The organism is uncultured Mucilaginibacter sp. (genome assembly GCF_913773635.1).
GTDB lineage: Bacteria > Bacteroidota > Bacteroidia > Sphingobacteriales > Sphingobacteriaceae > Mucilaginibacter.
Genome location: NZ_CAJYGQ010000006.1, coordinates 271,340 through 297,564 on the forward strand (window position 1 = coordinate 271,340; position 26,225 = coordinate 297,564).

A 26,225-nucleotide genomic window follows, 5' to 3' on the forward strand; every position below is an offset into this window, starting at 1 on the left:
AATTACATCCTTGGCAACTTTTAACTTTGAAATGTATAAGTTTGTAAATGGCAACAGAGATCATTGGTAAAGAAAAAGGTACGTTTCGAGTAGCTGCAATTGGTGAAAATAAATGTACACTCGAGTCATATAATCGGCGCGATTTTTACAAGATAAGTTTGGTAACCAGCGGAGGTACGCCGTGTCAGTTGTTGTATGGTTCGTTAAAACCTTTTTTAATAACAAAGCCGGCCCTTGTATTTTTAAGTCCGCTGGTACCGCATTCATGGGTCGTGCCTGAAAACATTACTCCTGCGTGCGGTTATTTTTGCGTTTTTGATGAAGCGTTTGTCAATACCAACGCTCACTCGGGCAGGTTAGCTAATGAAATATTTTCCGGCCAAAAATCTCCGGTTTATTTTCCGGTCGAAGCGGACTTAGTTTTTTTAGAAACACTGTTTACACGAATGCATAATGGCGAAAATAATGAGTACCAGAATCGGAATGATTTAATCAGAACTTACTTAGATTTGATTTTTCATGAAGCTATAAAAGCAGGTCATGAAGCCAAGAATCAAGAGCGAGGCTCATTACGCCTTGCTGCGGCCTTTATGAGGCTTTTGCGGCAACAGTTTCCTGTTGACTTACCATTGCAAGCTATTAAGTTAAGAACAGCTTCAGATTTTGCAGATACAATTGCCGTGCACGTCAATCATTTAAACACAGTGGTACAAAAGGCAACAGGCAAAACAACTACCTCCCATATTAATGAGCAAATATATGCCGAGGCTAAGTCGTTATTAACACATACTAATTACACGGTTTCAGAAATAGCTTCCTGCCTTGGTTTTGAGTATCAAAGCTACTTTAACCGTTTCTTTAAGAGGCAGGCAGGTGTAAGCCCGCTAAATTTCAGAAAAAGCTTTGAAAAGTATAATTAATGCTTTGAAATGTTTTTAGCAGTTATAAAGCATGTAGGTAGCTTTGCTTAAACAAACAACACTAGCATGAGTACGCAAAGATTTAAAACCACATTTCTTTTAGGCGGCGATCTTGAGATAAATCGCATGGGCTTTGGAGCAATGCGCATTACGGGTCCTCAAATTTGGGGCATGCCCGAAAATCCACAAAATTCTATTGACTTGCTAAAGCGAGCAGTAGAGTTGGGGGTCAACTTTATTGATACGGCCGACCAGTATGGCCCTTTCACTTCAGAACAGCTGATTGCCGACGCATTGCATCCTTATAATGAAAATTTGGTTGTTGGAACCAAAGGCGGTTTAGTAAGATTTGGCCCATGGGCTGATTTTAATCATGACGCCTCACCTCAACACTTGGAGGAGGCCATTAACGGCAGTTTAAGACGACTAAAGCTAGAGCAAATTTACTTATACCAGTTGCATCGTATAGATTCCAAAGTGCCGGCTGAAATAAGCTTCGAGTATTTAGCCAAAGCCCAGCGGCAAGGTAAAATAAGGCATATTGGCTTGTCAGAAGTATCTGTAGATGATATAAAGCTTGCGCAAAAGTACTTTAAAGTAGTATCGGTCCAAAACCGGTATAGTGTTTTAGACAGGGAATGGGAGCCGGTGTTAGCGTATTGCAAGGAACAAAATATTGCTTTTATTCCATGGTTTCCTATTGGTGGAGGAATGACCAGCATGACCGAAAAGCTCAAACAAATTGCTAACGCAAAGGGCGTAACAATGCATCAGTTGGCGTTAAGCTGGTTGTTACATAAAGCCGATAACATTCTGCTTATACCCGGCACATCGAGTATGATTCACTTAGAAGAAAACCTGAAATGCGTAGAGATAATGCTCGATGACAACGAAATGCATCAGTTAAATAATCTGGCTTGATTATAACAGTTAAGCATCGTCAACTATAATACTAGCTTTTGTATATAGTTGGCGATTTTTTCCTTTTATATCATAGATAAAGCAGTATGATGATAAGTAGCCAACGATAGGTTAAAATATTACCTTTGCGGTATAAGGCAGTGATGAGATAACATCTCACTCAATTGTCTAAACGCGTATAAATTTTTTACATGAATTCTTCTGATAAGCACGGTCCTGCTACTGCCAACATACTTGTTATTGATGATGAAAAAAAGCTGGCAGGGCTTATTGCACGCATTTTAGAGTTAGAAGGGTTCAAAGTTTACCAGGCTCACACAGGTAAAGATGGATTGAAGGTTTTAAAGGCCGAAGACATTCATGTAGTGATAAGTGATGTTAAACTCCCTGATGTAAATGGGGTAGACCTTGTTGCACATATCAAAGAGTTAAAACCTTATGTAGAGGTTATAAGTCTTACTGCTTACGGCACCATTGGTGATGGAGTTAAGGCAATTAAGAACGGTGGTTTTGATTACCTTACCAAGGGTGATGATAACGACAAAATTATTCCACTCGTATTTAAAGCAGCCGATAAGGCGCAACTTCAAATGCGTGTATTAAACCTGCAAAAGCGCTTAAATGAACGCTTTGGTTTCTCAGGTATTTTAGGCAACTCAAAAGCCATACAAGATGTAGTTAACATGGCCAAAAAAGTGGCCGTAACAGATACAACCGTTTTACTGCTTGGCGAAACAGGTACAGGTAAGGAGGTTTTTGCGGGGGCCATTCATGAAGAAAGTACACGCCGAACTAAGCCATTTGTTGCTGTTAACTGCAGCAGCTTCCCGCACGATTTGCTGGAGAGTGAGCTGTTTGGCTATAAAGCCGGTGCTTTTACAGGTGCTGTAAAGGATAAGCGCGGACTGTTTGAAGAAGCAAACGGCGGTACAATTTTTTTAGATGAACTGGGTGAGATGAGTCTCGATTTACAAGCAAAACTGTTGCGCGTTCTTGAGAGTCAGACATTTATCAAAGTTGGAGATACGCAAACCACTAAAGTTAACGTACGCATTATAGCTGCCACAAACCGCAACCTTCAAAATGAAGCTGATGAAGGTCGTTTCCGTATGGATTTGTTTTACAGATTATCGGTATTTACTTTAAACCTGCCATCTTTAAATGAACGTAAAGGCGATATAGAGATCCTGGCGACGCATTATTTAAAGGAATTTTCACAAAAGATGGGAAAACATGTGAACGGCATGAGCAGTGAATTGATGAGCGCACTAGTCAACCATCGCTGGAAAGGAAATATCCGTGAACTTAAAAATACTATTGAACGTATGCTTATTCTGGCAGACGACAATGAGTTTATAGATGTTAGCTTACTACCGGTAGAATTCAGGCATAGCAATGTCTCAGATACTTCTTTTGATTTGGAAACTATCGAAAGGCTGCATATACTAAAAGTTCTTAATTACACCCAAGGGAATAAAACAGAAGCTGCCAGGCTATTGAATATAGGCCTTACAACGCTTTACCGTAAGCTTGAGCATTTTAAACTGGGCTAAGTTTCGGTTGTTTTATAAGCCAATTAAGCGTTTAAGTTCCTATCTTGCAGCACAACTATACTCGCATCTACAATGTTAAAAAAGCTGCTTACTATTCCTCCATCATTCAAAAATTTTGGCGACAGTTATTTTGCCGATAAGAACTATTTCTTTTGTACCGATCCTGCTTCCGGCAAGGTTGGCTCAGGGGGAGGAACAGTAAACTTATTAAATGAAGCCTTTAAACAGGAGGCTGGCATAACAGATTTAAACGCCTGGCTTGAAAAGGATAGCCGTCTTATTATACACGCCGGCGGACAAAGCCGCAGGGCGCCTGCTTATGCAGCGGTAGGTAAGGTTTTTACACCCATGCCAATTTTTAAATGGAAGCGCGGCCAACAAATAGATCAGTCGCTTATTGACCTTCAAATACCGCTTTTCGAAGATATTTTGAATAACGCTCCGGCAGGACTTAATCACCTGGTTGCCAGCGGAGATGTACTTATACGTACTGAAGGTGCTTTACCAGAAATACCTGATGCAGATGTTGTATGTTTTGGGTTGTGGGAGCAGGCCGAAAAGGCGTCCAACTTCGGTGTATTCTTTTCAGAAAAAACATCACCTCATGAACTTGCTTTTACTTTGCAAAAGCCATCGCCCGAAAGATTACAGGAGCTGCAGCCGGATCATCTTTTTTACATTGATATAGGTATATGGCTATTTAAGCCTAAAGCCCTTAAACTCATTTTTGAGCGATGTGGGTGGAATGAGGCATCCCAAAGTTTTGCCAATGGTGCACCATCATTTTACGATATGTACACCACTTTTGGACAGGCGCTTGGTAAAAACCCAACATTGATTGATGAAGCCATAAATGAATTGAAGGTTGCTGTTGTGCCTTTACCTAAAGGTGAGTTCTATCACTTTGGTAATAGTGCCGAACTGATTGAATCTACAAGTAAACTTCAAGGCCTGGTAAAAAATCAGGAGGAAATATGGCAGAATAAAATTAAGCCGACACCCGATTTATTTACATTGAATGCAGTGACCAAAATTGAGCTGCACAGTAAAAACAGCCATATTTGGATTGAAAATAGCTGGATTGGGCCTAAATGGGTCTTGGATAGCAAGCACATAATAACCGGGGTTCCGCAAAATGACTGGCAAATAAATCTGCCTGCTCAAACATGTATTGATTTTATACCGATTGGTGATAGCGATGAATGGTGTATACGCATTTACAACTTCTACAATCCGCAGTTGCCTAAGCGCGGTGTTAATGCAAATCATCAATTTAGTGCTGATGACTGGTTTAATGAGCCGGTATATGAAGTATATAAATCTGACGAGTTGAGCGAAGCGGTTGTTCAAAACTTGATTGACAATCCGTTTAGCTATGTGGGTAGCAGCAGGAGGCTGGTTAGTGCTGCTAACCTTGCCAATGAGGTTAACCTGTTCAGGCAATATGCACAGCGAAATGAGTATTTAAAATCAAACATGTCGGCTATTGCCGGTAATTGGAAACGATCGGTTTTTTATCAGCTTGATTTAAAGCATGCTGCAACCATATTCAATAAGGCTGAGCTAAGCCTTCCGCCTGAACTCGGACAGGATGCTCCGTTGTTGACGCGTTTGCACGATCAAATGTTCAGAAGTGAAGTTTTGGCTAAGTCGGGCGTTGACGAAAAGCTTGCTCAGGCAAAAATCCATGAGGAAAGGGCCTTCGGTTTGCTGGCCGAAACAATTGTTGAAACAGCAAAGACAAATTTGGCCGAACCAAGGTTGAACGTGATGTCAGACCAAATTGTGTGGGGCCGTAGCCCGGTAAGGCTTGATTTGGCGGGAGGGTGGACCGATACGCCTCCCAATTGTTTAATAAACGGAGGTAAAGTACTTAATCTTGCAGTTGAACTAAACGGTCAGCCACCTTTGCAGGTATTTATAAAACCTTCAGAACACTTTAGCATTACCTTAAGATCAATTGATTTGGGGGTTAAAGAGGATGTTACTTCTTTTGATGAATTAAAAAATTATACGGCAATTGGTTCTGCCTTTAGTATACCCAAAGCGGCTTTATGTTTGGCCGGCTTTCATCCAGATTTTTCGGCCGTTAATTACACATCACTGCAAGAGCAATTAGAGGCCTTTGGTTGCGGCATCGAACTAACCCTGTTGGCGGCTATACCAAAAGGATCGGGCTTGGGTACAAGTTCCATACTGGCAAGTACAGTTTTGGGCACTTTGAGTGATTTTTGTAACCTAAAATGGGATAAGTATACCATATGCTCGCGCACGTTGATGCTTGAGCAAATGCTTACCACGGGTGGTGGATGGCAAGACCAGTATGGCGGTGTATTTGGCGGCATAAAACTGTTGGAGAGCAAGCCCGGAATAATACAGCAACCAACCGTAAGGTGGGCACCTGATCATATCTTCTCGGATCCGGCGAGTGCATCAACGGTATTATTATACTATACCGGAATTACACGTATGGCAAAAAACATACTTGCAGAAATTGTGAAAGGTATGTTCTTAAACGGTAACCAGTACCTGCGTATTTTGGAGGAAATGAATCATCATGCGCTGAAAACTTACGAAGCATTTCAGTATGGAAATATGGATGATGTAGCCTTAGCAATTGGTAAAAGCTGGAAGCTTAACCAGCGCCTGGATAGCGGAACCAATACTCCCGAAACACAAGCAATTATAGAGCGTGTTGCCGATTACCTGATAAGCTGCAAGCTATTAGGTGCAGGTGGCGGAGGTTATATGCTGATGTTTGCAAAGGATGCGGAAGCAGCTATGCGCATAAAAGCTACGTTAAACGCTAACCCAACTAACAAGCGGGCAAGATTTGTTGACTGGTCGGTTTCTGCCGATGGATTTAAGGTTTCCAGGAGTTAATGGAACTTAAAAACGCCTTCAGTATCACTGAAGGCGTTTTTTCTTTAATGCTTTCAAAACAGTTGTATCAACGCCGATTATCAGGTTAATAGATACAAGTCAACGTCGGTAATTATGTGCTTTAGATAATTAAACAAGAAGCCTTTCTACACGTTAAACTAAATAAATATCACTGTAGCTAATGAGATTTTTGATGATTTTTGCCGTTTTGTTGATGGTTAAGCTGACGGCGGTTTCCCAAACTTTGCCGGTAAGAGCTGGTAAACATTTATTTACAATTCAATTTATAACGTTCGAAAGATATAATGAACCAGGTTCAGTCATCATTAAGCCTATTGGTAAAGATGAATACAGTATTGAAGGAGAACAGCGGGATAAGAAGACTAAAGATTATGTGACCATTAAAGGTACCTTTTTAGCAAAAGGGCGGGAATTAAAGTTCAATGGTAAGATCGTTTCTAAAATTTCTTACGTTAACAATGGTGAGCCGTGTGAAAGAAACGGACTGGCTGTATTCAAAGCATCTGGTAAGCGTAAGTATTGGCGCATGCAGCAAATGCTAAATTGTGATGGAGAAACCACAGATTACATAGACATTTTCTTTTAAACTGGCTGATCGGGCAACCTTACATTTTCATCGACAATACATGAAGTTTATGAATTACAAAAGTCCGTTACTATCACTGTGCGTTCTGATTGTGTTAAATTCTTGCGTTCAGAACAAGCCTGAAGCAAAGGAGGCTGACAAAATATCTGAAAATAAGCTAAAGGTTGCGGCTAAACAAAGCTACGCAACAGTCAACAACTGGCTTGATGATTTTAAGAATTTCAGAACATCAGTTTATCAAAAGGATGTTGAAAAAATGAAAGCTTATTTCAACTTCCCGGTAGTGGCAGATACAACGCAAATTTGGGTTGCTGTAAATGACAACATAGACGAAACAAAACGCCTGCAAAACTATCCTGCTACATTTACAGGCAAAGATTTGGATAAGTATCACGACAAGCTTTTTAACGAGGCTTTTGTTAAAACCATTTTAAAATTAAAAACCCAGCAACTATACCAAAATGGTGAGTATGCTACGCCATCAATTAAATATGGCGATCAAAAAATTTGTATGATAGCCAACTATGACAAACCCACTGCCACATTGCAACTATCCGTTACGTATAGTGGTTCAACGGCTGAAGATGGTGATGATGTCAGCGAAAGCGAGTCGGCTACCGTTTACTTTTTCAAGGTGACAGATGAAAAGTATTTAAAATTTGATAAGATACTTTTTGCCGGATAATTGCTAAGCCAGCAATTGGGAAGCTAAGCGGAAAGCTTGGTAAATATTTCGTATTCAAACCATATGCTTATGGTAAGTGCAAATGTTAAGCAATACCATAAAATATCAACCTTGCGTTTTAGCTTAATCCAGAATATAATGATGAAGAATAATGGGCAGGTTACAACATAAACCACAAAAATCGCAAATGGAATCACTAGCAAATCATACTGATAGTTGCCTAGCAATTGCGTTATAAAAGCCTGAAACATCCAAACAATTAAAGGTGAAAGGAAGCTTGCTAACCACTTCCAGGATGATAATATCTCAACACGTTCGTTAGGATTATTACGATGGCTTTTAACAATTTGGCTAATTGTTCCTATCATCAATAAAACCAATATTGCTATTTGAATAATCTTGTTTCGTTTAACATCTGCACGTGTATTTATGCTATTTGAAGACGTAAGCGTATTACCGTCAAATTGCTGTACTAAAGTTCGTTCGCCGTTTATAAAAGTTATTTTAGTTACTGTTTTGTTGTTAGCAGATCTAAACGTCCAGATGGAATCTTCTAAACCCGACTTGTAGGTTCCTTCAATAAGAATTTTTCCATTTGTTTCTCTCACAAAACGCCCGTGTAGGCGGCTGCCCTTAAATTGTACATGGTCGTTGCCTTGAGAGGTATTGACTGTCAATCTTGTTTGCTGATTGGGAGGTACCAAACTTTTTATGCCAGGTAACATGTCTATCACTTGCAAATCAAGATCTCTTATCAGAATATTTTTATTATAATCATCATCCTCAGCCGGTCGGTTGTGGGAGTATAAACTGTTCACCTGAACAACAACTAAAGAATCAAACTTATAAAAACGAAAGTCTTCTTCAAAAACCCCAGAGTCGGGTAAAGCATTTCCTTTTAAGAGTACATATTCAGGCTGATCAAACTTTTGTATGTAGGTTGGTTGACTGGTTGCACAAAATGCAAATATGGTAAGGGCGGCTATCGGATAAGGACTTACATTTCTAAAAACACTGTAAGCATCAACCTTTTTTGGTGCATCACTAATATGAAGCCAAGCCAATAATAAAACTGGTAGTGCAATAAGGTCTGTATAATCAACTACTCGTTGAATGGTGAAAAAGTAAGTGCTAAAACAATTGATAAAGCCAGATGAGTATGCGCTTTTCCAGTAAATAAATAGCAATCCGCTTAAAACGAAGACTGCTAAACGATGCCGCGTAAAAAAAGCAGACCAAAATATGGGAAAGATAAACAAACCGCAAACGTCAGATAGCTTGCCTGTAAAGGTGTTGTGATACGTTTCCTTTAAATAAAAGTCGTTTGCCAGCAATACTATAAGGCAAATGATAAAAGGAAAGGATAACAACGACTTAAAACGATCTGCCATACCTCATTGTGTTTTCATTTAATACCGGACATTGCGGTTTGGTAACCCACTATTTCAAACAAATCGATTCTATTTCAGAAACATTACTATTCAGCGCCATTAAATTGAGCTAAGCCTGAATTATAGTTCAATGTGATTGGTATAATATTAATTAAATTGTCAAAAATTATAGCAACGTATTTTATTATGCGCTTAGTGTTATTAGCGGCTGTATTCTTTAAGTGGTGTATGCTTGACGTTTCGGCACAGGAAATCAGGGCTAATAACCCTAAAGAAAAAAAGATTTTAACGTTGATTGCCAACCTTCCAGAAGTACAGCAGCGTGCAAGACAGATAAGAGAAACGAGTGGAGGCAAAACAGAAATTACTTTGATGATTAGTGCACAGCCCGAACTGTATATACTTTATTATCAGGTAAACGTAAATGATATGCGCCTACTTATTTGAATTATTATCAGTTTGCTGTAGACCCAAAGACTTTTAAGATTTTTTATTACGATGCTAAAACAAACCGCCAGTATAACTTAGCGGAATGGCGCAAGCAGCGCAAAGGTCGTTGAGTGCTTTAAGATGCATTAGTTTGTGCCACAAAACAGCCACCTGACATTTATTACTGGCGGCCGCAAAAAAATAAAAGCAGTCCATTTGGTTGGGCTGCTTTTATATCTGTTACTTATCAACGCCGCGACCGGTTTGATGCTGTAGTTCGTCTATGCGTTTGGATGCTTCGGCTTTATTCAGCGTTTCGTCCATCTCTTCTCCGGCTTCGGCAGACAATGTTTGCAGGTAGGAGTGTTGAGCGCCTGTCATAGGCTCATCGCCTGTTGTCCAATTGTCGGGATCTTTAACCATGTTTGATCCTTTAATATCTGCGGTAGTTTGTTCGTTAAACAAATTTTCCTCTTGCTTTTTATTCTCCATATTATTGCTAATTATATTAGTAATAACATCACGTTTTGAATAAATGTTTTACAACGGTAAAGTATCTTTAAACAACTTCAAACTATAAACAGCATTCAGATAGTAAAAGCACAAATTCCATTCAGGCTTTAAAGAAGAAAAGGACCACACTACAATGTAGTCCTTTTTTAATGGTATGAATACCTAAAACAAATGCTGAAAATTTACAGCAATTATTTGTACTCAATAACAAATTCCTCGGTTGGGTTGCGCACTTTTTTCATTGATGCAAGCCAATCCGTTTCATCTCGATAGCCTAAGTATAGCAAGGTCACACTTTTCAATCCTATCGCTTTAAGATCAAGCAGCTCGTCAACCAAGGCGTTATTGAAACCCTCGGCTGGTGTGCTATCTATTTTAAGCTCCGCAGCTTGCGCAATTGCCATTGCAAAGGCAATGTACGATTGCCGGGCAGTGTGTACAAAGTTTTCCTCAGGTGTTTCATTGAGGTAAATATTCTTAATCTTATCGGTATAACTGCTAAACCTTCCGCGTGGTAAACCCCGCTCGTCGGTAATGCGGTTGTAAATGGTATCTATCCTTTCGGCAGTGTAGCTGTCCCATGCTGCAAAAACCAATACGTGCGAGCAATCTACCATTACCTCCGGATTAAGCGAGCTTGGAGCAAGTTTTTCTTTAATCTCCTGATTAGATACTACCAATACCCTAAACTGCTGCAAACCTGACGAAGTTGGTGCTAAACGCGCGGCTTCAACAATTTTATCAATATCTTCCTGACTTACCTTTTTTGTAGGATCATATTTTTTTGTGGCGTATCGCCACTTTAAATCTTCTATCAATGACATTTGTTATAAATTTTTTGAGCGGCAGTAATCATGCTGCCATTAGTTATCAATTATTTGTGACTACCAAATTCACTTCAACATTGCCACGTGTTGCATTTGAATATGGGCATATTTCATGAGCTTTTGCTACCAATTCTTTGGCTTTATCAATCTCAATTGCTGTAATGTTAACCTCAAGTTCCACAGCCAGGCCAAAGCCTCCTGCATCATTCTGACCAATGCTAACCTTTGCTGTAACCAAGGTTTCTCCAGCGTCAATTTTCTCCTGTCTCATCACCAAATTTAAGGCGCTATCAAAACAAGCAGCATAACCTGCAGCAAACAACTGCTCAGGATTTGTATAATCATCATTAGCACCTCCAAGTGCTTTAGGCATCCTAACTTCAAGGTTTAAAACGCCATTACTGCTTTTAACCTGGCCATTGCGGCCTCCTGTTGCAGTTGCATCCGCGGTATATATAGTTCTCATTTTAATTAATTTGTAAGCCAATTATTTATTTAAGCGAGCAATCATCTTTTCGGCAACACCTTCTGAAGATGCAGGATTTTGACCAGTAATTAATAATCCGTCTTCTACAACATGCACGCCCCAGTCTTCTACTTTGCTATAATTCGCACCTAAGTTTTCCAATTCAGTTTCCACTAAAAATGGTACAACGTCTGTCAATTTAACGGCTGCTTCTTCAGTGTTTGAAAACCCGGTTATATTCTTGCCTTTTACAAACGGTTGGCCGTCATCAAATTTTACATTTTTGAAAGCGCCTGGGGCATGGCAAACCGCACCCACTAATTTGCCGCTGTTGTAGAAGTCTAGTATTAACCGTGCCGATGTTTCATCGTTAGCTAAATCCCAAAGCGGGCCATGACCGCCCGGATAGAAAATGGCGTCGAAATCTGAAGCTTTAACATCAGAAAGCTTATGCGTATTAGCTATTACTTCCTGTACCTTAGCATCGTTATAATAGCGTTCGGTAGCGTCTGTTTGTGCCGATGGTGCTTCACTGCTAGGGTCAATAGGCGCCTGCCCGCCTTTTGGGGTAGCTACTATAACCTCGTAACCAGCATCGGTAAACTTGTAATATGGTGCAGCAAATTCTTCAACCCAAAAGCCTGTTTTATGACCTGTATTGCCTAATTGATCGTGCGATGTAACTACAAATAAAATTTTCATAGATTATTATTTAAATGTTATAATTATTGCTTTTTCTTATTTAATGCACTGGTACTCCATAAAGCCCAAAGAACTAATACAGGCTGAAAGAACAACCTTATTAGCCTTGCCTTATCAGTGTTAAGCCCAAATGCATCGATTTTATTTACATACTGTGATATATTCCCCGGAAAGATTGCTACAAAAAATACGGCAGTAGCCAGCCCAACCCATTTTTTATATTTTACCGCAAAAACAAGGGCAAATCCTAAACTAATTTCTACTATTCCCGACAGCACAACTGTTAAGTCCGGACTGATGGGTAACCATGGCGGTACCTGTGCCAAAAACTCAGAACGGTTGAAGGTAAGATGACTTATACCAGCGAAGGCAAGGAAGCCACCAAGTACAACACGGAAAATATTTTTAAAGGTTGAGCTATGCATTTATTTACTTAAAACTTTATTTAAAAGGTTTTTCAGCTGCATAAGCTCATCCATAGAAACATTGGAGCACTTTACTAATTCCATAGGAATATGCTGCGCCTGATTTTTAAGTTGAATGCCCGATGTTGTAAGCGAAACTAAAACAATACGCTCGTCCTGCTTACTTCTTGTTCTGTTTACTAATTTTTTCAGTTCTAATCTTTTAAGGAGAGGAGTAAGGGTGCCGCTATCTAAATGCAGCTTTTCACCTAATTGATTAACTGTTTGCTCATGATGTTCCCACAAAACCATCAAAACTAAATACTGCGGATAGGTAATATCCAGCTGAGCCAAAAGTGGCCTGTATAAATTAGTAAGGCTTCTGGAAAACGCATACGCCGGGAAACATATCTGATTTTCGAGCTTTAATAAATCTTCCATATTCTACAAACGTAACAAATCAGAAAATGTTTTGCACAATATAATTTGACAAAATATAATTTAATTTAGTTTAAGGAATAAGCGATAAGTAGCTTAGTATTAAAGTCAATATCAGTTATCAAATCTTATACTGATAGCTTTTACTTTAAATGTGAACTTTAAAGAAAGTCTTTATAGTCTTAATTTTTCGGCCGTAGCATTAAGAATGCAAATTTTGGAGGGTATTCATCAGGTTGTCTATATTCAAAGGTTTGGTTAAGTAGCCATTCATTCCTGCCTCAAAACATAGCTGTTTATCTTCGGTAAGTGCATTTGCTGTAAGAGCTACAATCACAGGTTTGTTGCCTAATCTGCTTCTTATTAAACGCGTGGCTTCTAATCCATCAAGATTTGGCATTTGTATATCCATCAATATGATGTCGTAGCTGGTAACCATAACCTTCTCCAGTGCCTCTTGTCCGTCATTTGCCAAATCAGGCGCATATCCTAATCGATTTAATATCCGAACAATCAGCTTTTGGTTCATAGCATTATCTTCGGCAACAAGCATCTTATAAGGATATCTGTCAGCAAAATCTTGCGAAAGGACTGATTTTATGTCGTTTGCTGGTACGGCGCTGTAATTCTTGGCCAAGCGATTAATTAAGATATGCAGTTCATTTAACCTAACAGGTTTAGTAAGTGTGTGAAAGTTGCCTCCGAAATCACTGCTTGATAAATCCATGCCTAAGCCAGTTATTAAAATTACCGGGCATTGAAGTTCAATGTTCTTTAACTGTTGACAAAACGCCTTGCCGGTCATGTCATCAGTATTCTGACCTGCAATGATAAGTTTAAAATCATTCTTTTTGGCTGCTGCGATTGCTTCTCTACCGGTTTTATACGTACAAACCTCAATTTTTCTATCTTCAAGGTGTTCTTTTAAAATAGCTACGCAGGTTTCGTTATTGTTTACGATTGCAGTTTTGCCGGGCCAATAAGTCCCTACAGCGGTAGAGGCAGAATTTACACTACTAGCTGTTTTACACTCTATAGTAAATGAAAATACACTACCTGATGACTGCTTGCTGCTTACCCTTATTTCGCCACCCATCAGGCGCACCAATCTTTGGCAAATTGCCAAACCAAGGCCGGATCCTCCGTATTTACGTGTCACTGATGAATCAAGCTGATTAAAGGCTTCAAACAGGTTGCTGATTCTATCTGCAGGAATACCAATTCCAGTGTCCGTTACCTCAAATAGCAATGTTAGTGTATCTTCGTTATTAGAGAGTTTGCTCACCTTAATCACAATTTCGCCTTTATGAGTAAATTTACAGGCGTTACCAACCAGGTTTATTAAAACCTGGCGTAACCGAACACTATCGGTGCACAAGAGCGGCGGAACATCTCCTTTGATATGGCAAAATAAGTCTACCCCGGTGTCGGCTGTTTTTGCAGCAAACATCATCATTACCTCTTCAATTAAGCCCCTTAGTTCAAAGTCTTGCGGGTCTAATTCCAGGTTACCTGATTCAATTTTTGAAAAATCAAGAACGTCATTAATTACGTTCAAGAGAGATTGGCCGCTTTGCATAATTGCATCAGTATATTCATGCTGCTCTTTATTCAGCTCAGTAGCAGATAGGAGTGAGGCCATACCCAAAACGCCGTTTAAAGGCGTTCGTATTTCATGACTCATGGTAGCCAAAAAGGTACTTTTCGCTTTATTGGCCCGGTCGGCATCTTCACGGGCACGCTGCTCAACTTCTTTTTGTTCGGCCAGTTGAGTGTTCATAGCTTCAAGGTTTTGAGTTGCTGACATTAACTCTTCCGACTGCACCTGCAATTCTTCTGCTTGGGCTTGAAGTTCTTCTGATTGTGCCTGCGAAATTTCAACCTGTCGCTGAAGGTCATCATTGAGTTTGGCTAAGGAATCTCGTTGCGATACTACTTCTGCAGTGCGTTCGCGCACTTGTTTCCGGAGTTCTAATCGTTGTTGCCTTAAGTAAAGTGTCCTGAATCGGTAGGATAAGTACAATACGGCCAATAAAAATAACACTACCGACAACCTGAACCACCATGTTTTCCAAAATGGGGGCCGCACAGTTATTGTTAATGAACGCACTTTTCCATTCCAGTAACCATCGTAGTTGGCCGCCTTAACTTCAAATACGTAAGTGCCGGCATCAAGATTGGTATAAGTTACCCTTCGCTGATCACTGTAAATCCAATTTTGGTCAAAGCCATTTAACCGGTATGCGTACTTGTTTCTTTCAGATATGGTATGATTTAACGCCGCAAATTCGAGGGTGATAACCGATTGCCCTGCGTTAAGCTCAATACATGAAGTGTTAAGGATGCTTTTTTGAAGTACAGACTTAGGCTGACCGGCGTTGACCTTTTTATTCAATATCCATAAGCCGGTGATAGCAACATCTGCTGGAGTAGTGTTGACTGTTACGTTTTTAGGATTTATGATGGTGTACCCGTTAATACTGCCGATGATAATGTTGCCATTTTTCGAAGTCAGACCTGACCCGATGTTAAACTCGATACTTTTCAACCCGTTAAACCTGTCTAACTTCTTCAAACGTTTGCTTACTGGGTTGTACCTCATAATACCTTGATTGGTACTAAGCCAAATCTTACCGTAATTATCTCCTAGTACTGAATGTATGGTGTTATCAATAAGGCCTTGCTGCTCGGTTATTGACGTTATAGTTTTGCTTTTTGCATGGTAGCAATTTAAACCGCCCTCCATAGTACCAATCCACATGTTGCCAAGCCGGTCTTCATAAAAATCACTGATTACGTTGCATGTAAGCTTGCTGTTGCCAGTATTCAAGTGCGTAAAGGTTTTTGTTTGGGGATTGTAAATGCTTATTCCATTGGTGTAACCACCAATCCATACATTTCCGGTATGGTCTTCATAAATAGTTTGAACAGCATCATCAGCAATGCTATTTTCATTGGCTGGAGAATTGGTCAGCTTCTCGAATTTATTTGTTGCAGGGTCTAATATGTTTATTCCACCCCAACCTGTAGCAATCCAAAGCTTTCCCTTACGGTCCTCCATCAACATGGCTACCGATTTCGAGTTCATAAAGCCAGCGCCAACACCTGAGGAATAGTTTTTAAATTTGCCCGTTTTGATATCAAGCTTATCCAGGCCGTTATTTGACGTCCCTATCCAAACGGTGTTGCCGTCTTTACTTACCAAAACATCGGTTGTGTAGTTACTTGATAAGCTGTTGCTGTTTGATAGATGATGGTAGTGTTTTATAAGTTTGCCAGATTGATCAACATAATCTAAACCATCATCAGTTGCCAGATAAAGATTTCCATTGCCATCTTCAGCCATGGACCTGATAATGTTTTGAGCCGAAGGAAGCGAGTAATTAGCCGCTTTAAACCATTCAACAATAGTGATGTTTTTATTGTACTTTAATATGCCCTGGCTGGATGTGCCTATCCATAAAGTTCCGGTAGCATCACTCAACAAAGAGTACACCGCATCATTGGGCATGTTACTACCGTCTGACGTTTTAATAGGAAGTTTAATAAATTCCCTTTTTTTAATATCAAAAGTTTGCAACGTGGTATTGGTGCCAAGCCAAAGTATGCTGCCGCTTTGTGCTATGGAATAAACAGGATTAGTCTTGTTCTCAGAATTTTTATCGGGTTCAACAGTGTAGGTGGTAATTTTACCGTCGTTTATGGCTAATGAGTTGAGCCCGGTGCTGGTTCCTAACCATAAATTGTTATTTCTGTCTTCGTTTATGGCATAAACAGCGCTCTTGTTAGCTTTGCTATCGTTGATGTTTGAATTAAGCCACTTCTTTTGCAGTATATCAAATAATCGTAATCCGTTGGCGGTTCCTACCCATAAATTGTTGCCAGCCTCGTAAATGGTATATATAGGTGCTACGCCAGGCGAAATATTGGAGGAGAGCGATTGGTAGTCTTTAAATACCTTGGTTTGCAGGTCATACTGTATAAGTGCCCTGTCTGTTCCTATCCAAACCATTTTACCTTTGCCGGCATATACAGTATTGATGTTTTTCTCGCTAAATGCGGCTGACACCTTATTTCGCAAGTTTGAATAATTGATAAACGATTCTGTTCGGCGATCATACCTGCTAAGTCCACCGGTTCTGGTTCCTACCCAAATATCGCCGTGAGCGTCTTCACAAACTGATGAAATATAATTTGCAGGAAGACTGTTAGCGTCATTGCTTCGGTGCTTGTATACAATGTTTTTGTAGCCATCATAGCAGTTAAGGCCATCCTGTGTGCCTATCCAGATGAAGCCATAGTGATCTCTTATAACGGCGTTGATCGTATTTTGGGAGAGTCCCTGAAAGCTGTTGAAGGGAGAAAGATTGATAACCTCATGCTGACCATACGCTGTAAAGCCACAATAAATAAATAAACATAAAAACAGGTATATTTTACCAATCAGTCCCATAAGAACAAATTCCTCAATGTGTAATCTTTAATCAAGCCGGTTTATATGAAAGCCTGAATAGTAATGGCGGAATTAGTTTACCAATTTAAGATTTATAAGCATACAATTAAGATTTTGGTTGGTAATTACAATAAGTCTAAATAAATTTAATATGCATACCGTTATAATGGTGTTGTAAGGTAGTCGACTTCAATTTATTGCCCATTTTTGCACGTGAATGTTTTTTAAAAAAGAACCTGACTGAAGCTTTACTTTATAACATAAACTTTTTTATCATCGTTTGTAAACAAAGCATAATTCAGTTGAGGGTTGGTGTAAAAGCCATAACCGTCAATTATGATGGGTGGTTGAGCTTTATTTTTTGTTAAAGTCCCCAATTTGACTCCGTCAATTGTAATTTCAGATTGTCGCCAACTTTTATCCTGGTACATAAATTCTTTAAGTTGCAAGGTATCTCTCTTGAACACTACGTCGGTAAATAGGTTTCCATGGTATAGTTCAACATCAAAAGCCGGGGCATTGCCGCCTCCGCCCGAAAAGCGAACCTTTTCGTACTTAATACGCTGAAAGAATTTATAATTCACATTTGCACTCTTTATAAATTTTTTCTGTCTGTGAGCAGTTGTGTCAATATGCTTGAACAAGCTATTAAGCAAAAGTTCCTCAGTGTACGAGTATGGGAAATACTCGCTTACGTCTTGCCGGGTGCTGAATTGGATGCATTTATCGTTTGTAAAATAAGTAAGTACAGTATACATTTTCATGGCTTGTGTGGTTTGTAATCCTCCGCTAATTTTTGGCTGTGGTTTAAGTTCCTCTTCTTTGAAATCAACGTATACTGCTGAAGATTCTTTAGCAATCATCTTTATTTCCTTTTTCTCATTCTCAACATCCCAACTAAGGTTGGCATTTTGTACTTCTATTTTTATTGGTGTTTTTTTGCCGGTTAAGCTCCAATTATAATATTCATTATTTTTTTTGTCTATTATAAAACCATTCACAAACGCCAGATTGTAAGGTCTGCAGGTTATAACCAATGAGTCTACAACATCTCCGTCACCATTTAATTTTATAAATGTGTTGGTGTCTTTATCCGATATAGAGTACAAAATAACATTGTTGTCCTTGGTGATTATAGATTGAATTTCTTCCTGGGCGGTAATCAGCTGCTTTAGTTGTATACCGCCTGATTTGATAGTTTCTAAGCTATCGATAGATTGATAATGGTAGAATTTTGCCGGTAATTTATCATTGATTTTTTCTATGCTTTTTAAAAATTTAACACCCAAAAAAAACAGCAGGGCTATAATGATAATGGTTATAACAATGGGGAGTATTTTCATTTCAAAGGTTGAGTTTGCTTGATTAAACAGCAACATGGTTATAATGTTGCATTAGCCGCTATGAGTATATACAGACTATTATCAGTTGTTTATAAGCTGAGGCTGGATGATTAAAGATAGAAAATGATTTTAGCAAGTTATATGTACCAAAAAGCCGCTAAGCATTAATGCTTAGCGGCTTTTTGGTGTAATTTAATAACAAATGCTATAATGAAACATCAGCTATAGAGGTATATATATGGCGGCCTTTATATTTCACCCAAATGTAAGACCAACCTGGAGTATCGTAACCTAAAAATGTAACGTACGGATCTTCTTCATTAAAGCCCGCAAAACATTTGCCAATATATTTTAGTTCAAGTCCTTCAACCATTTTATCTATAAAGTGCATAATAATAAGTTTATGCTAACCATAAATGCTGTGTTTAGCAGCCGGTAAGCGGTTTATTTAATTGAGAGAATTGCTGTTTGTATAGTCAGCCTTAGCGAAATAAAAACAGCAATCATAAACGGAGATGGAAGAAAGGCTGCTTGATTAATTGAGTAAATTTCAATAAGTGGTTGCCAACGTTTGAAGGCAATGCATGTGTGAAAAAACGAGCCTTGAAAGCCGATACAGGTATGCCGACTAATGCCTTAAAATATTTTTTGAATGACTGCCTGTAAGGTGTTGATTTATATATCTTTTTTACCGTAATGGTACGTTTGCCTTTAACCTCATAACTATTGGAAAGATGCTTTGCCTTAAATACAGCTGCTTTGGGTGCAACAATATAACTAGGCATAATAAGCGCTATATGGCTGAGCACAACAAATAAATATCCCGCACTAAGCAGAATTATTTTTAATTGCTTTGCTCTACTGTTAACCATATAAGTTGATATAGGTAAAAGCCTTTACAGGAATTAACCTATTTAACGCGGTTTGCTTAAGTTTAGTGTGTGAACAGTCTCTTGGAAGTTTATTTACTCTGAATAGTTGCTGCATTATAAACTGCTGGTGTTGGCAAAGTCATGATCCAGCTTATAAAAATGTTATTTGATTCAATGGTTACGTGTCACTAAAAGTGATTGGTATAAAGTTCAGCATCACTACTATAAATCGTTGATTAGATTGACTGATGAAAGTTTATCATCATTAAATAAGTAACCTTAGCTAAATAATGTAGCGCGTAATTCAGCTAAAATCTAAAAAATATAAACTACGGCATACGTCTTGTTTAGAAAGATGTATGAGTTTAACAGAAATTCTTGAGGATATTGACACAAGTGCAAAATTGGTATCAGATGACGACAAACGATTTAAGCTTTGGATGCCTAAGCGAGTTGTGTTTACTGCTGATGCGATGAATGAACTCTACGGTCAAAAGATTTATGAAAAAGTTTCTGCATTAAACTTACCGATAGAAATAGCCAAGAATAACCGAATAACCGGCCTGCGTGGCAAAGACGAAAAGGAGACTTATCGTATCGCTAAAAACACGCTGGCTGTTGTAAAAGCACCTCCGAGCGCTTTCAATCTTCGTCCCATTCCGCCCTCTGCTGACTGGCAGTTTCATCTTGCAGAGGGTTGTCCTGCTCATTGTCAGTACTGCTACCTTGCAGGCAGCCTTTCAGGGCCGCCAGCAATACGCGTGTTTGCAAACTTGCCACAAATTCTGGAAAGCACAATCCGCTACCAGCGTTTAAATGAATTGGTGTCATATGAGGCCAGTTGTTATACTGATCCTTTAAGTTTAGAACACTTGACAGGCGGTTTAGCAGAGTCAATTAGCTTTTTTGCTACGCAACCCAACACTCATCTTCGTTTTGTTACCAAATTTGATAATGTTGAGCCATTATTGAATTTAGAACATAATGGGCATACGAGGTTCAGGTGCAGCCTGAACGCCGATGCCGTAGCTAAACGCCTTGAAGGTGGAACACCTACTGTAACAGCAAGAATTAAAGCACTGCGTAAAATGGCGTTGCCTAAGCAGCAGGGTGGAGGCGGCTATCCAATTGGCATTGTGCTGGCACCAATAATGCCAATACCCGATTGGCAATTACATTACACTGCGCTATTGGATGAAGTGTCATCAAATCTGAACTTTGAAACAGACCTGACTTTTGAACTTATTACACACCGATTTACACCCGGTTCAAGAGATATATTGCTTGGCTGGTATCCTAACACAACCTTAGATTTTAGCGAAACAAACCGCAGTATTAAAAGAAATAAATTTGGGGGTCAGAAATATGTATTTGTAAAAGACTTGATGAGAGAGTTACGTAGTTTTTTTGAAACAGAAATTGCTATCCGCTTTCCAAAAGCCAAAATATTGTATTGGACTTAAGTAGAGACAGCATCAATCTATGGGAAAGTTGCAGCTTAAGATCTACAATATCTAATAGCGTAATCAAACTTCCTGAATATATGCAAGAGTGTATATATTTGCCATAAGGCGATTTTTTGCTGCATACGCATGGATTGCTGTTTCCATTTATAAACATAATAATGATTGCGGGCTGCGGCAAATACTGGAGATCAGTAACATATACATACTTTTTAATTACGTTGTTTTCGTGCAGCCTTGTAAGCGCTCAGGGGTTGTTGTTTAACTCTAATAATGCGTCTATTTCAAAGCGCACGTCTTACCAGGTATTTGGAAAAAACGAAATAAATATCAGATCACACCTGCACGTTGATTTTGAATTAATGCTGTGGGATCAAAACCACCTAGGCTATATATTCCAGTTTGGGAATAGCGAAAACTCCATAAGCCTTAGCCACCTGAACACGCACGACACCTCATCACTCAACTTAAATATTGATCGTGTTAGCAATAAGATTAAAGCGCCGTTTGATTTAAATAAGCTAGGGAGAAAATGGGTCAAAATAGCTATTGACCTTGATGTTGCACACAATACTGTTGAGCTGAACATTGGCGGACAAAAGTTCAAAGCTTCAGGTTTACCTTTTAATAACTCAGCAACCGGCAACATAACTTTCGGCAAAAACGCGTCATACACCGAAGTGCCTGATATGGCCATTCGGAACGTTAACGTAGTTTATGATGACGATACAGAACATTTTCCGCTGCATGAGTGGTCGGGTAACAGCGTATCAAATGCCAACGGAAAGACTATAGGAAACGTTGATAACCCGATTTGGTTAATCAACGACTCCTATTTCTGGAAGCCCTTATTTAGTAAGAAGTTTGGTGAAGTTGCCGGCATAAATTACCGTAAACAACCCCAACAGCTTTTAATTTACGGTCGCGACTCACTTTACACATATTCGCCCTCTTCAAATAAATTAGATGGGCAGCGCTATGCAAATAAGAATCCGGTTGCAATGATACTCGGTAAAAGTATCTATAGTGAGAAGCAACAGCTTTTATATGTTTATGAGCCATACGATATACGAGACAATGGATTTAGTATTGCCGCATTAAATCTTCAAAATTTAACCTGGAAAGGCTCAGGCAAAGGCCAGCTACCTACGCAACGGCACCACCACAATGTATTTTTTAATGCCGCTCAAGACACGCTTTTTATGTTTGGTGGCTATGGCTCATTCAAATACCATAACTCGTTTTATAAGTTTGACCAGTCGGCAAATGATTGGGTGACAGTTAAATTTAACGGCGATGATATTCATCCGCGCTTCTTTTCAGCGTCTGGGCCGGCAGAAAACCAGGATGAGGTTTATGTATTTGGAGGTTTTGGAAATCAATCAGGTAGCCAAGTAGTTGGGGGTAAAGAATATTATGACCTTTACCGCGTCAATACAAAAAAACATTGGGTTAAAAAGTGCTGGAGTATTAAGCTTGACGGGAAAAAGTTTGTACCCGCTAACAACTTATTATTATCGCCTGATAAAAAATCATTTTACGTTTTGTGCTATCCTCATGAGGTAGCTAAAACACATCTGAAATTATATAAGTTTACCATTGAAGATGGCAGTTTTGAAGAAGTGGGAAGCTCAATACCTGTCACTTCCGAAAAAATTGAAACTGATATAAACCTGTTTTATAACAGTGATAGTCAGCAATTTTACTGTAGCATACAGGAGTTTACTGATCCGCAGCATTCCAGCTTTCGCGTTCTAGCCTTAGATGCACCTCCAATAAGCCAGGAAGCATATTTAAAACGCTTTGAAAAACCTAGTTCAGCATCCATATTATGGATAAGTGCAGGTATTGGTTGCCTTATAGTGGCTTTGGGCGGTGCGTTGCTATATTTTAAGCGTGGTAAATCTTCTCAACCGGCTCCAGTTAATAATGAATTAAATTCAGAAACTGTATTAGGCGATGAACAGCAAGATGAATCAGTCATTTCAGTAAAGCAAGATCAGGAAGAAACGGTTAAAAACGCTGTATACCTGTTAGGTGAATTTTCGGTTGCAGATAGTTCAGGTCGGGATATTACACATCTGTTCAGTCCTAAAATCAAACAGCTTTTTTTACTTATTTTGTTGAATAGCAAAGATTCAAAAGGTATTACCTCAAGGAAACTTACAGGTATTTTATGGCCCGATAAAGATGCCATCAAAGCGAAAAACCTGCGCGGGGTTACTTTTAATCATCTTCGTAATATATTAAGCGGAATAGAGGGAATTGATCTCCAATTTGTAAATGATTCCTATTTGTTTACCACAAATCAATCCTTTTTCTGCGACTATTACCTTGCATCTGACTTACTCGATAATTCATCTGCTACAGACACAGGTAAACAGCATCAACTTAATCAGCTATTACTTCGTGGACCCATTTTGGAGGGCATGTCAGAGCATTGGCTTGATGATTACAAACAGTCGTTCGACGAAAAAGCCGTAAATGCATTGCAATTACAACTTAATGAGTTGGCAGAACTCAAAAAGTGGAAAGAAGCTAATGAAATTGCAAAGCTTATTTTAAGCATCGATCCTTTTAACGATAGCGCATTCAGCTCGCGATTAAAAGCTCTTAAAGCTACAAAAGGTACTGAATATGCAAGGCAATTTTACAAATCGTTTCGCGCTAACTATTATGATGCGTTCGGTGAAGATTACCAGCATGACTTTGAAACTGCCTCAAAATAGATTTTCATTAACCGCGTCAAAACATGCTCTTTAAGCGGTTAATAACATTTTTTTAAGCGTTAACCCTAATTTTAACCCCTCTATTAAGCTTGTTGCGCTACAATTGTTATCACAATCGCAAAGCAATGCGATAACCAATTAGTACAACCAAAAGTTCAATTTCAAGTCGTTTAAGTTTTGATTAGCTAAAAGCGTTTAGCAATCAATACGGCATTAATGCTATCAAGTGTAAAATCTTGCAGAGTGTTTTATGCTTCGCAACGCACTAAAATTTGAACCCGATTTATTACAAAGCTTACACCTTTAATATGAGGATATACTTTACTACTATTTCATTATTGTTTTTTTTTCAGGCCGGCGCACAGGTTAAACCATCATCATTAACGGATGATGTAAATCCTTTAATGGGCACAATGTCAAAGCCGGGATTATCTAATGGAAACACTTACCCGGCAATTGCCTTACCATGGGGTATGAATATCTGGACGCCTCAAACAGGTGACATGGGTAACGGATGGCAATACACGTATGATGCAGATAAGATAAACGGCTTCAAGCAAACCCATCAGCCATCGCCCTGGATGAGAGATTACGGGCAATTTTCTATTATGCCGGTTACAGGCAAATTAAAGGTTGATCAAAAAGACAGGGCAAGCTGGTTTTCACATAAAACCGAAATTGCCAAGCCTTATTATTACAGCGTTTACCTTGCCGATCATGACGTAACTGCCGAGCTTACACCTACAGAACGTTCGGCACAGTTCCAATTTACATTTCCTAAAAGCGATAGTTCACTTTTGATTATTGATGCCCTTGATGAAGGCTCGTCTATACAGGTAATTCCGGGTGAAAACAAAGTTACCGGCTATTCAACTAAACATGCAAACGGACCACTGAAAAACTTTAAAAACTACTTTGTTATATATTGTGATAAGCCGTTTTCTTTCACTCGTGCTTATAAGAATGGGGTAGGTGCTCAATCGCTAAATGTACAGGCAGAACATGCGTTAGCTGCTATCGGGTTCAAGACAAAAGCTGGCGAGAAAGTGCATTTACGCGTTGCGTCATCTTTCATTAGTATTGAGCAGGCCGAACTCAATTTAAAACGCGAACAAGGCAACTCCGGCTTTGATGAGCTAAAGCAAATTGCCAAAAACGTTTGGGAAAGCACACTTGGCAGTATCAAAGTTGAAGGTGGAACTACTGCCCAGCGTCAAACATTTTATTCATGCCTTTACCGTATGCTGTTCTTTCCAAATAAGCTATATGAAGTAAATGCTAAAAATGAAATAGTGCATTGGAGCCCTTATACAGGCAATACGCACAAAGGCTACTTATTTGGAGGAACCGGCTTTTGGGACACCTTCAGGGCATTATATCCATTCTTAAACCTGGTTTATCCTTCAATTAACAAAGAAATGCAGGAGGGTTTGCTTAACGCCTATAAAGAAGGCGGCTGGCTACCTGAATGGTCAAGCCCTGGTTATGCTGATATTATGATAGGCAATAATTCCGCATCGGTTGTAGCCGAAGCCTACCTTAAAGGCTTACGCGGGTATGACGTTGAAACGCTTTATCAGGCGCTTACGCATGGCGCTAATAACGAAGGTCCGAGGGCTACCGGCAGGCGTGGAGTGTCATACTATAATTCTTTAGGCTATGTACCATATAATGTAGGCATTAAAGAAAACGCTGCACGCACCCTGGAGTACGCTTATGACGACTTTGCAATATATCAGTTGGGCAAATCATTGAATAAACCACAGGCTGAAATTGAGGTGTATAAAAAGCGCTCCTTGAATTACAAAAATCTTTATGATCCGGCGTCTGGCCTTATGCGCGGTAAAAACAAGGATGGAAGTTTCCAATCGCCATTTAATCCGCTTAAATGGGGGGATGCCTTTACCGAGGGAAACAGCTGGCATTACAGCTGGAGCGTTTTTCATGATGTGCAGGGATTGATAAACCTTATGGGTGGTAACAAAAACTTTGTCAACAAGCTTGACTCTGTCTTTACTCAACCCCCAGTGTTTGATGATAGCTACTATGGCGGTGTAATACACGAAATACGCGAAATGCAGGTTGCCGGCATGGGGCAATATGCTCACGGTAATCAGCCTATACAACACATGTTGTATTTATACAACTATGCAGGCCAACCCTGGAAAACGCAGTATTGGGTGCGCGAAGCAATGAATAAACTTTACAAACCTACGCCTGATGGTTATTGCGGCGACGAAGACAATGGCCAGACATCTGCGTGGTATGTGTTTTCGGCAATGGGTTTTTACCCGGTTTGTCCCGCAGCATCAGAATATGTGATAGGAACACCTTTGTTCAGCAAGGTCACGGTTAAGCTGCAAAATGGTAAGCAGCTTGTTATTAACGCTGCAAATAATAACGCTCAAAACGCCTATATCGGAAAAGCGCTTTTAAACGGAAAGCCCTACGATTTCAACTGGCTTAAGCATAATGAGCTTATGAAGGGGGCAATAATAGATTTCAGCATGTCGGCCAAGCCCGAATATAAACGCGGTACAGCAAAAAATGCTGCGCCATACTCACTAACCAATCAGCAGTAGGCTAAAACTGATCATGTCAGTTATCCCAAATACGAAATACAATT

General features: G+C 39.4%; 21 protein-coding genes. 10 read left to right on the forward strand and 11 right to left on the reverse strand.

Translation table 11 applies throughout. The annotated features are described in order from the left end of the window. The first annotated feature begins 47 nt into the window (after positions 1–47). From QZ407_RS06560 to QZ407_RS06585, 6 genes are all read left to right on the forward strand, one after another. Entirely contained in the window at positions 48–920 is an 873-nt protein-coding gene (locus QZ407_RS06560) for a helix-turn-helix transcriptional regulator (protein WP_295768922.1), read from the forward strand. Positions 921–986: 66 nt separating this feature from the next. Further along, a complete protein-coding gene (locus QZ407_RS06565) occupies positions 987–1,841 on the forward strand; it encodes an aldo/keto reductase (protein ID WP_295768925.1) in 855 nt (284 codons plus the stop codon). Between the two features lie 191 nt (positions 1,842–2,032). Next, the gene (locus QZ407_RS06570; RefSeq protein WP_295768927.1) at positions 2,033–3,394 is read left to right on the forward strand and encodes a sigma-54 dependent transcriptional regulator; all 1,362 of its coding nucleotides are present in this window, start codon (positions 2,033–2,035) and stop codon (positions 3,392–3,394) included. Positions 3,395–3,451: 57 nt separating this feature from the next. Beyond that, entirely contained in the window at positions 3,452–6,277 is a 2,826-nt protein-coding gene (locus QZ407_RS06575; protein ID WP_295769515.1) for a bifunctional fucokinase/fucose-1-phosphate guanylyltransferase, read from the forward strand. Between the two features lie 181 nt (positions 6,278–6,458). Further along, a complete protein-coding gene (locus QZ407_RS06580) occupies positions 6,459–6,884 on the forward strand; it encodes a hypothetical protein (protein WP_295768930.1) in 426 nt (141 codons plus the stop codon). 40 nt (positions 6,885–6,924) lie between these two features. After that, positions 6,925–7,569: a hypothetical protein gene (locus QZ407_RS06585; protein ID WP_295768933.1), complete on the forward strand. Its 645-nt coding sequence runs from the start codon at positions 6,925–6,927 to the stop codon at positions 7,567–7,569. A 23-nt stretch (positions 7,570–7,592) separates the two neighbouring features. Here the strand turns inward: QZ407_RS06585 and QZ407_RS06590 are convergent, their stop codons facing one another. Beyond that, positions 7,593–8,960, reverse strand: coding sequence for a hypothetical protein (locus QZ407_RS06590; RefSeq protein WP_295768935.1), 1,368 nt, complete (start codon positions 8,958–8,960; stop codon positions 7,593–7,595). A gap of 186 nt (positions 8,961–9,146) precedes the next feature. Here QZ407_RS06590 and QZ407_RS06595 point away from each other — a divergent pair, with 186 nt between their 5' ends. Next, positions 9,147–9,407: a hypothetical protein gene (locus tag QZ407_RS06595; protein ID WP_295768938.1), complete on the forward strand. Its 261-nt coding sequence runs from the start codon at positions 9,147–9,149 to the stop codon at positions 9,405–9,407. Positions 9,408–9,629: 222 nt separating this feature from the next. On the opposite strand, the gene QZ407_RS06600 is transcribed toward QZ407_RS06595, so the two are convergent. The 10 genes from QZ407_RS06600 to QZ407_RS06645 form a co-directional block, all read right to left on the reverse strand. Further along, positions 9,630–9,881 carry a DUF3072 domain-containing protein gene (locus QZ407_RS06600; protein WP_295768940.1) on the reverse strand — a complete coding sequence of 84 codons (252 nt, stop codon included), beginning with the start codon at positions 9,879–9,881 and terminating at the stop codon, positions 9,630–9,632. Positions 9,882–10,093: 212 nt separating this feature from the next. Continuing rightward, positions 10,094–10,726 carry a nitroreductase family protein gene (locus tag QZ407_RS06605; RefSeq protein ID WP_295768943.1) on the reverse strand — a complete coding sequence of 211 codons (633 nt, stop codon included), beginning with the start codon at positions 10,724–10,726 and terminating at the stop codon, positions 10,094–10,096. A 46-nt stretch (positions 10,727–10,772) separates the two neighbouring features. Further along, positions 10,773–11,195, reverse strand: coding sequence for an organic hydroperoxide resistance protein (locus tag QZ407_RS06610; RefSeq protein WP_295768945.1), 423 nt, complete (start codon positions 11,193–11,195; stop codon positions 10,773–10,775). A 21-nt stretch (positions 11,196–11,216) separates the two neighbouring features. After that, positions 11,217–11,897: a type 1 glutamine amidotransferase domain-containing protein gene (locus tag QZ407_RS06615; RefSeq protein WP_295768948.1), complete on the reverse strand. Its 681-nt coding sequence runs from the start codon at positions 11,895–11,897 to the stop codon at positions 11,217–11,219. 23 nt (positions 11,898–11,920) lie between these two features. After that, positions 11,921–12,322, reverse strand: coding sequence for a DoxX family membrane protein (locus tag QZ407_RS06620; protein ID WP_295768950.1), 402 nt, complete (start codon positions 12,320–12,322; stop codon positions 11,921–11,923). After that, positions 12,323–12,742, reverse strand: a complete 420-nt coding sequence (locus QZ407_RS06625; RefSeq protein ID WP_295768952.1) for a MarR family transcriptional regulator — start codon at positions 12,740–12,742, stop codon at positions 12,323–12,325. A 199-nt stretch (positions 12,743–12,941) separates the two neighbouring features. Beyond that, the gene (locus QZ407_RS06630; protein WP_295768955.1) at positions 12,942–17,192 is read right to left on the reverse strand and encodes a two-component regulator propeller domain-containing protein; all 4,251 of its coding nucleotides are present in this window, start codon (positions 17,190–17,192) and stop codon (positions 12,942–12,944) included. Positions 17,193–17,440: 248 nt separating this feature from the next. Beyond that, on the reverse strand, positions 17,441–18,535 hold the full coding sequence (locus tag QZ407_RS06635) for a hypothetical protein (RefSeq protein WP_295768958.1): 1,095 nt from the start codon (positions 18,533–18,535) through the stop codon (positions 17,441–17,443). 205 nt (positions 18,536–18,740) lie between these two features. Continuing rightward, complete coding sequence (locus QZ407_RS06640; protein ID WP_295768961.1) at positions 18,741–18,926, reverse strand: hypothetical protein; 186 nt, start codon at positions 18,924–18,926, stop codon at positions 18,741–18,743. A 112-nt stretch (positions 18,927–19,038) separates the two neighbouring features. Then, a complete protein-coding gene (locus QZ407_RS06645) occupies positions 19,039–19,320 on the reverse strand; it encodes a hypothetical protein (RefSeq protein ID WP_295768964.1) in 282 nt (93 codons plus the stop codon). 446 nt (positions 19,321–19,766) lie between these two features. Here QZ407_RS06645 and QZ407_RS06650 point away from each other — a divergent pair, with 446 nt between their 5' ends. From QZ407_RS06650 to QZ407_RS06660, 3 genes are all read left to right on the forward strand, one after another. After that, positions 19,767–20,870 (forward strand): spore photoproduct lyase family protein, encoded by a 1,104-nt coding sequence (locus QZ407_RS06650; RefSeq protein ID WP_295768967.1) that lies wholly within the window; start codon positions 19,767–19,769, stop codon positions 20,868–20,870. 161 nt (positions 20,871–21,031) lie between these two features. Continuing rightward, on the forward strand, positions 21,032–23,599 hold the full coding sequence (locus QZ407_RS06655) for a BTAD domain-containing putative transcriptional regulator (RefSeq protein ID WP_295768969.1): 2,568 nt from the start codon (positions 21,032–21,034) through the stop codon (positions 23,597–23,599). A 308-nt stretch (positions 23,600–23,907) separates the two neighbouring features. Further along, positions 23,908–26,181 carry a GH92 family glycosyl hydrolase gene (locus tag QZ407_RS06660; RefSeq protein WP_295768971.1) on the forward strand — a complete coding sequence of 758 codons (2,274 nt, stop codon included), beginning with the start codon at positions 23,908–23,910 and terminating at the stop codon, positions 26,179–26,181. Positions 26,182–26,225 lie beyond the last annotated feature (44 nt).

Excerpts from the sequence above, each read along its gene's own strand:
- QZ407_RS06560 (WP_295768922.1), top strand. The coding sequence starts at position 48 with ATGGCAACAGAGATCATTGGTAAAGAAAAAGGTACGTTTCGAGTAGCT.
- QZ407_RS06565 (WP_295768925.1), top strand. The coding sequence starts at position 987 with ATGAGTACGCAAAGATTTAAAACCACATTTCTTTTAGGCGGCGATCTT.
- QZ407_RS06570 (WP_295768927.1), top strand. The coding sequence starts at position 2,033 with ATGAATTCTTCTGATAAGCACGGTCCTGCTACTGCCAACATACTTGTT.
- QZ407_RS06580 (WP_295768930.1), top strand. The coding sequence starts at position 6,459 with ATGAGATTTTTGATGATTTTTGCCGTTTTGTTGATGGTTAAGCTGACG.
- QZ407_RS06585 (WP_295768933.1), top strand. The coding sequence starts at position 6,925 with ATGAAGTTTATGAATTACAAAAGTCCGTTACTATCACTGTGCGTTCTG.
- QZ407_RS06590 (WP_295768935.1), bottom strand. The coding sequence starts at position 8,960 with ATGGCAGATCGTTTTAAGTCGTTGTTATCCTTTCCTTTTATCATTTGC.
- QZ407_RS06595 (WP_295768938.1), top strand. The coding sequence starts at position 9,147 with ATGCGCTTAGTGTTATTAGCGGCTGTATTCTTTAAGTGGTGTATGCTT.
- QZ407_RS06600 (WP_295768940.1), bottom strand. The coding sequence starts at position 9,881 with ATGGAGAATAAAAAGCAAGAGGAAAATTTGTTTAACGAACAAACTACC.
- QZ407_RS06605 (WP_295768943.1), bottom strand. The coding sequence starts at position 10,726 with ATGTCATTGATAGAAGATTTAAAGTGGCGATACGCCACAAAAAAATAT.
- QZ407_RS06610 (WP_295768945.1), bottom strand. The coding sequence starts at position 11,195 with ATGAGAACTATATATACCGCGGATGCAACTGCAACAGGAGGCCGCAAT.
- QZ407_RS06615 (WP_295768948.1), bottom strand. The coding sequence starts at position 11,897 with ATGAAAATTTTATTTGTAGTTACATCGCACGATCAATTAGGCAATACA.
- QZ407_RS06620 (WP_295768950.1), bottom strand. The coding sequence starts at position 12,322 with ATGCATAGCTCAACCTTTAAAAATATTTTCCGTGTTGTACTTGGTGGC.
- QZ407_RS06625 (WP_295768952.1), bottom strand. The coding sequence starts at position 12,742 with ATGGAAGATTTATTAAAGCTCGAAAATCAGATATGTTTCCCGGCGTAT.
- QZ407_RS06630 (WP_295768955.1), bottom strand. The coding sequence starts at position 17,192 with ATGGGACTGATTGGTAAAATATACCTGTTTTTATGTTTATTTATTTAT.
- QZ407_RS06635 (WP_295768958.1), bottom strand. The coding sequence starts at position 18,535 with ATGAAAATACTCCCCATTGTTATAACCATTATCATTATAGCCCTGCTG.
- QZ407_RS06640 (WP_295768961.1), bottom strand. The coding sequence starts at position 18,926 with ATGCACTTTATAGATAAAATGGTTGAAGGACTTGAACTAAAATATATT.
- QZ407_RS06645 (WP_295768964.1), bottom strand. The coding sequence starts at position 19,320 with ATGCCTAGTTATATTGTTGCACCCAAAGCAGCTGTATTTAAGGCAAAG.
- QZ407_RS06650 (WP_295768967.1), top strand. The coding sequence starts at position 19,767 with ATGAGTTTAACAGAAATTCTTGAGGATATTGACACAAGTGCAAAATTG.
- QZ407_RS06655 (WP_295768969.1), top strand. The coding sequence starts at position 21,032 with ATGATTGCGGGCTGCGGCAAATACTGGAGATCAGTAACATATACATAC.
- QZ407_RS06660 (WP_295768971.1), top strand. The coding sequence starts at position 23,908 with ATGAGGATATACTTTACTACTATTTCATTATTGTTTTTTTTTCAGGCC.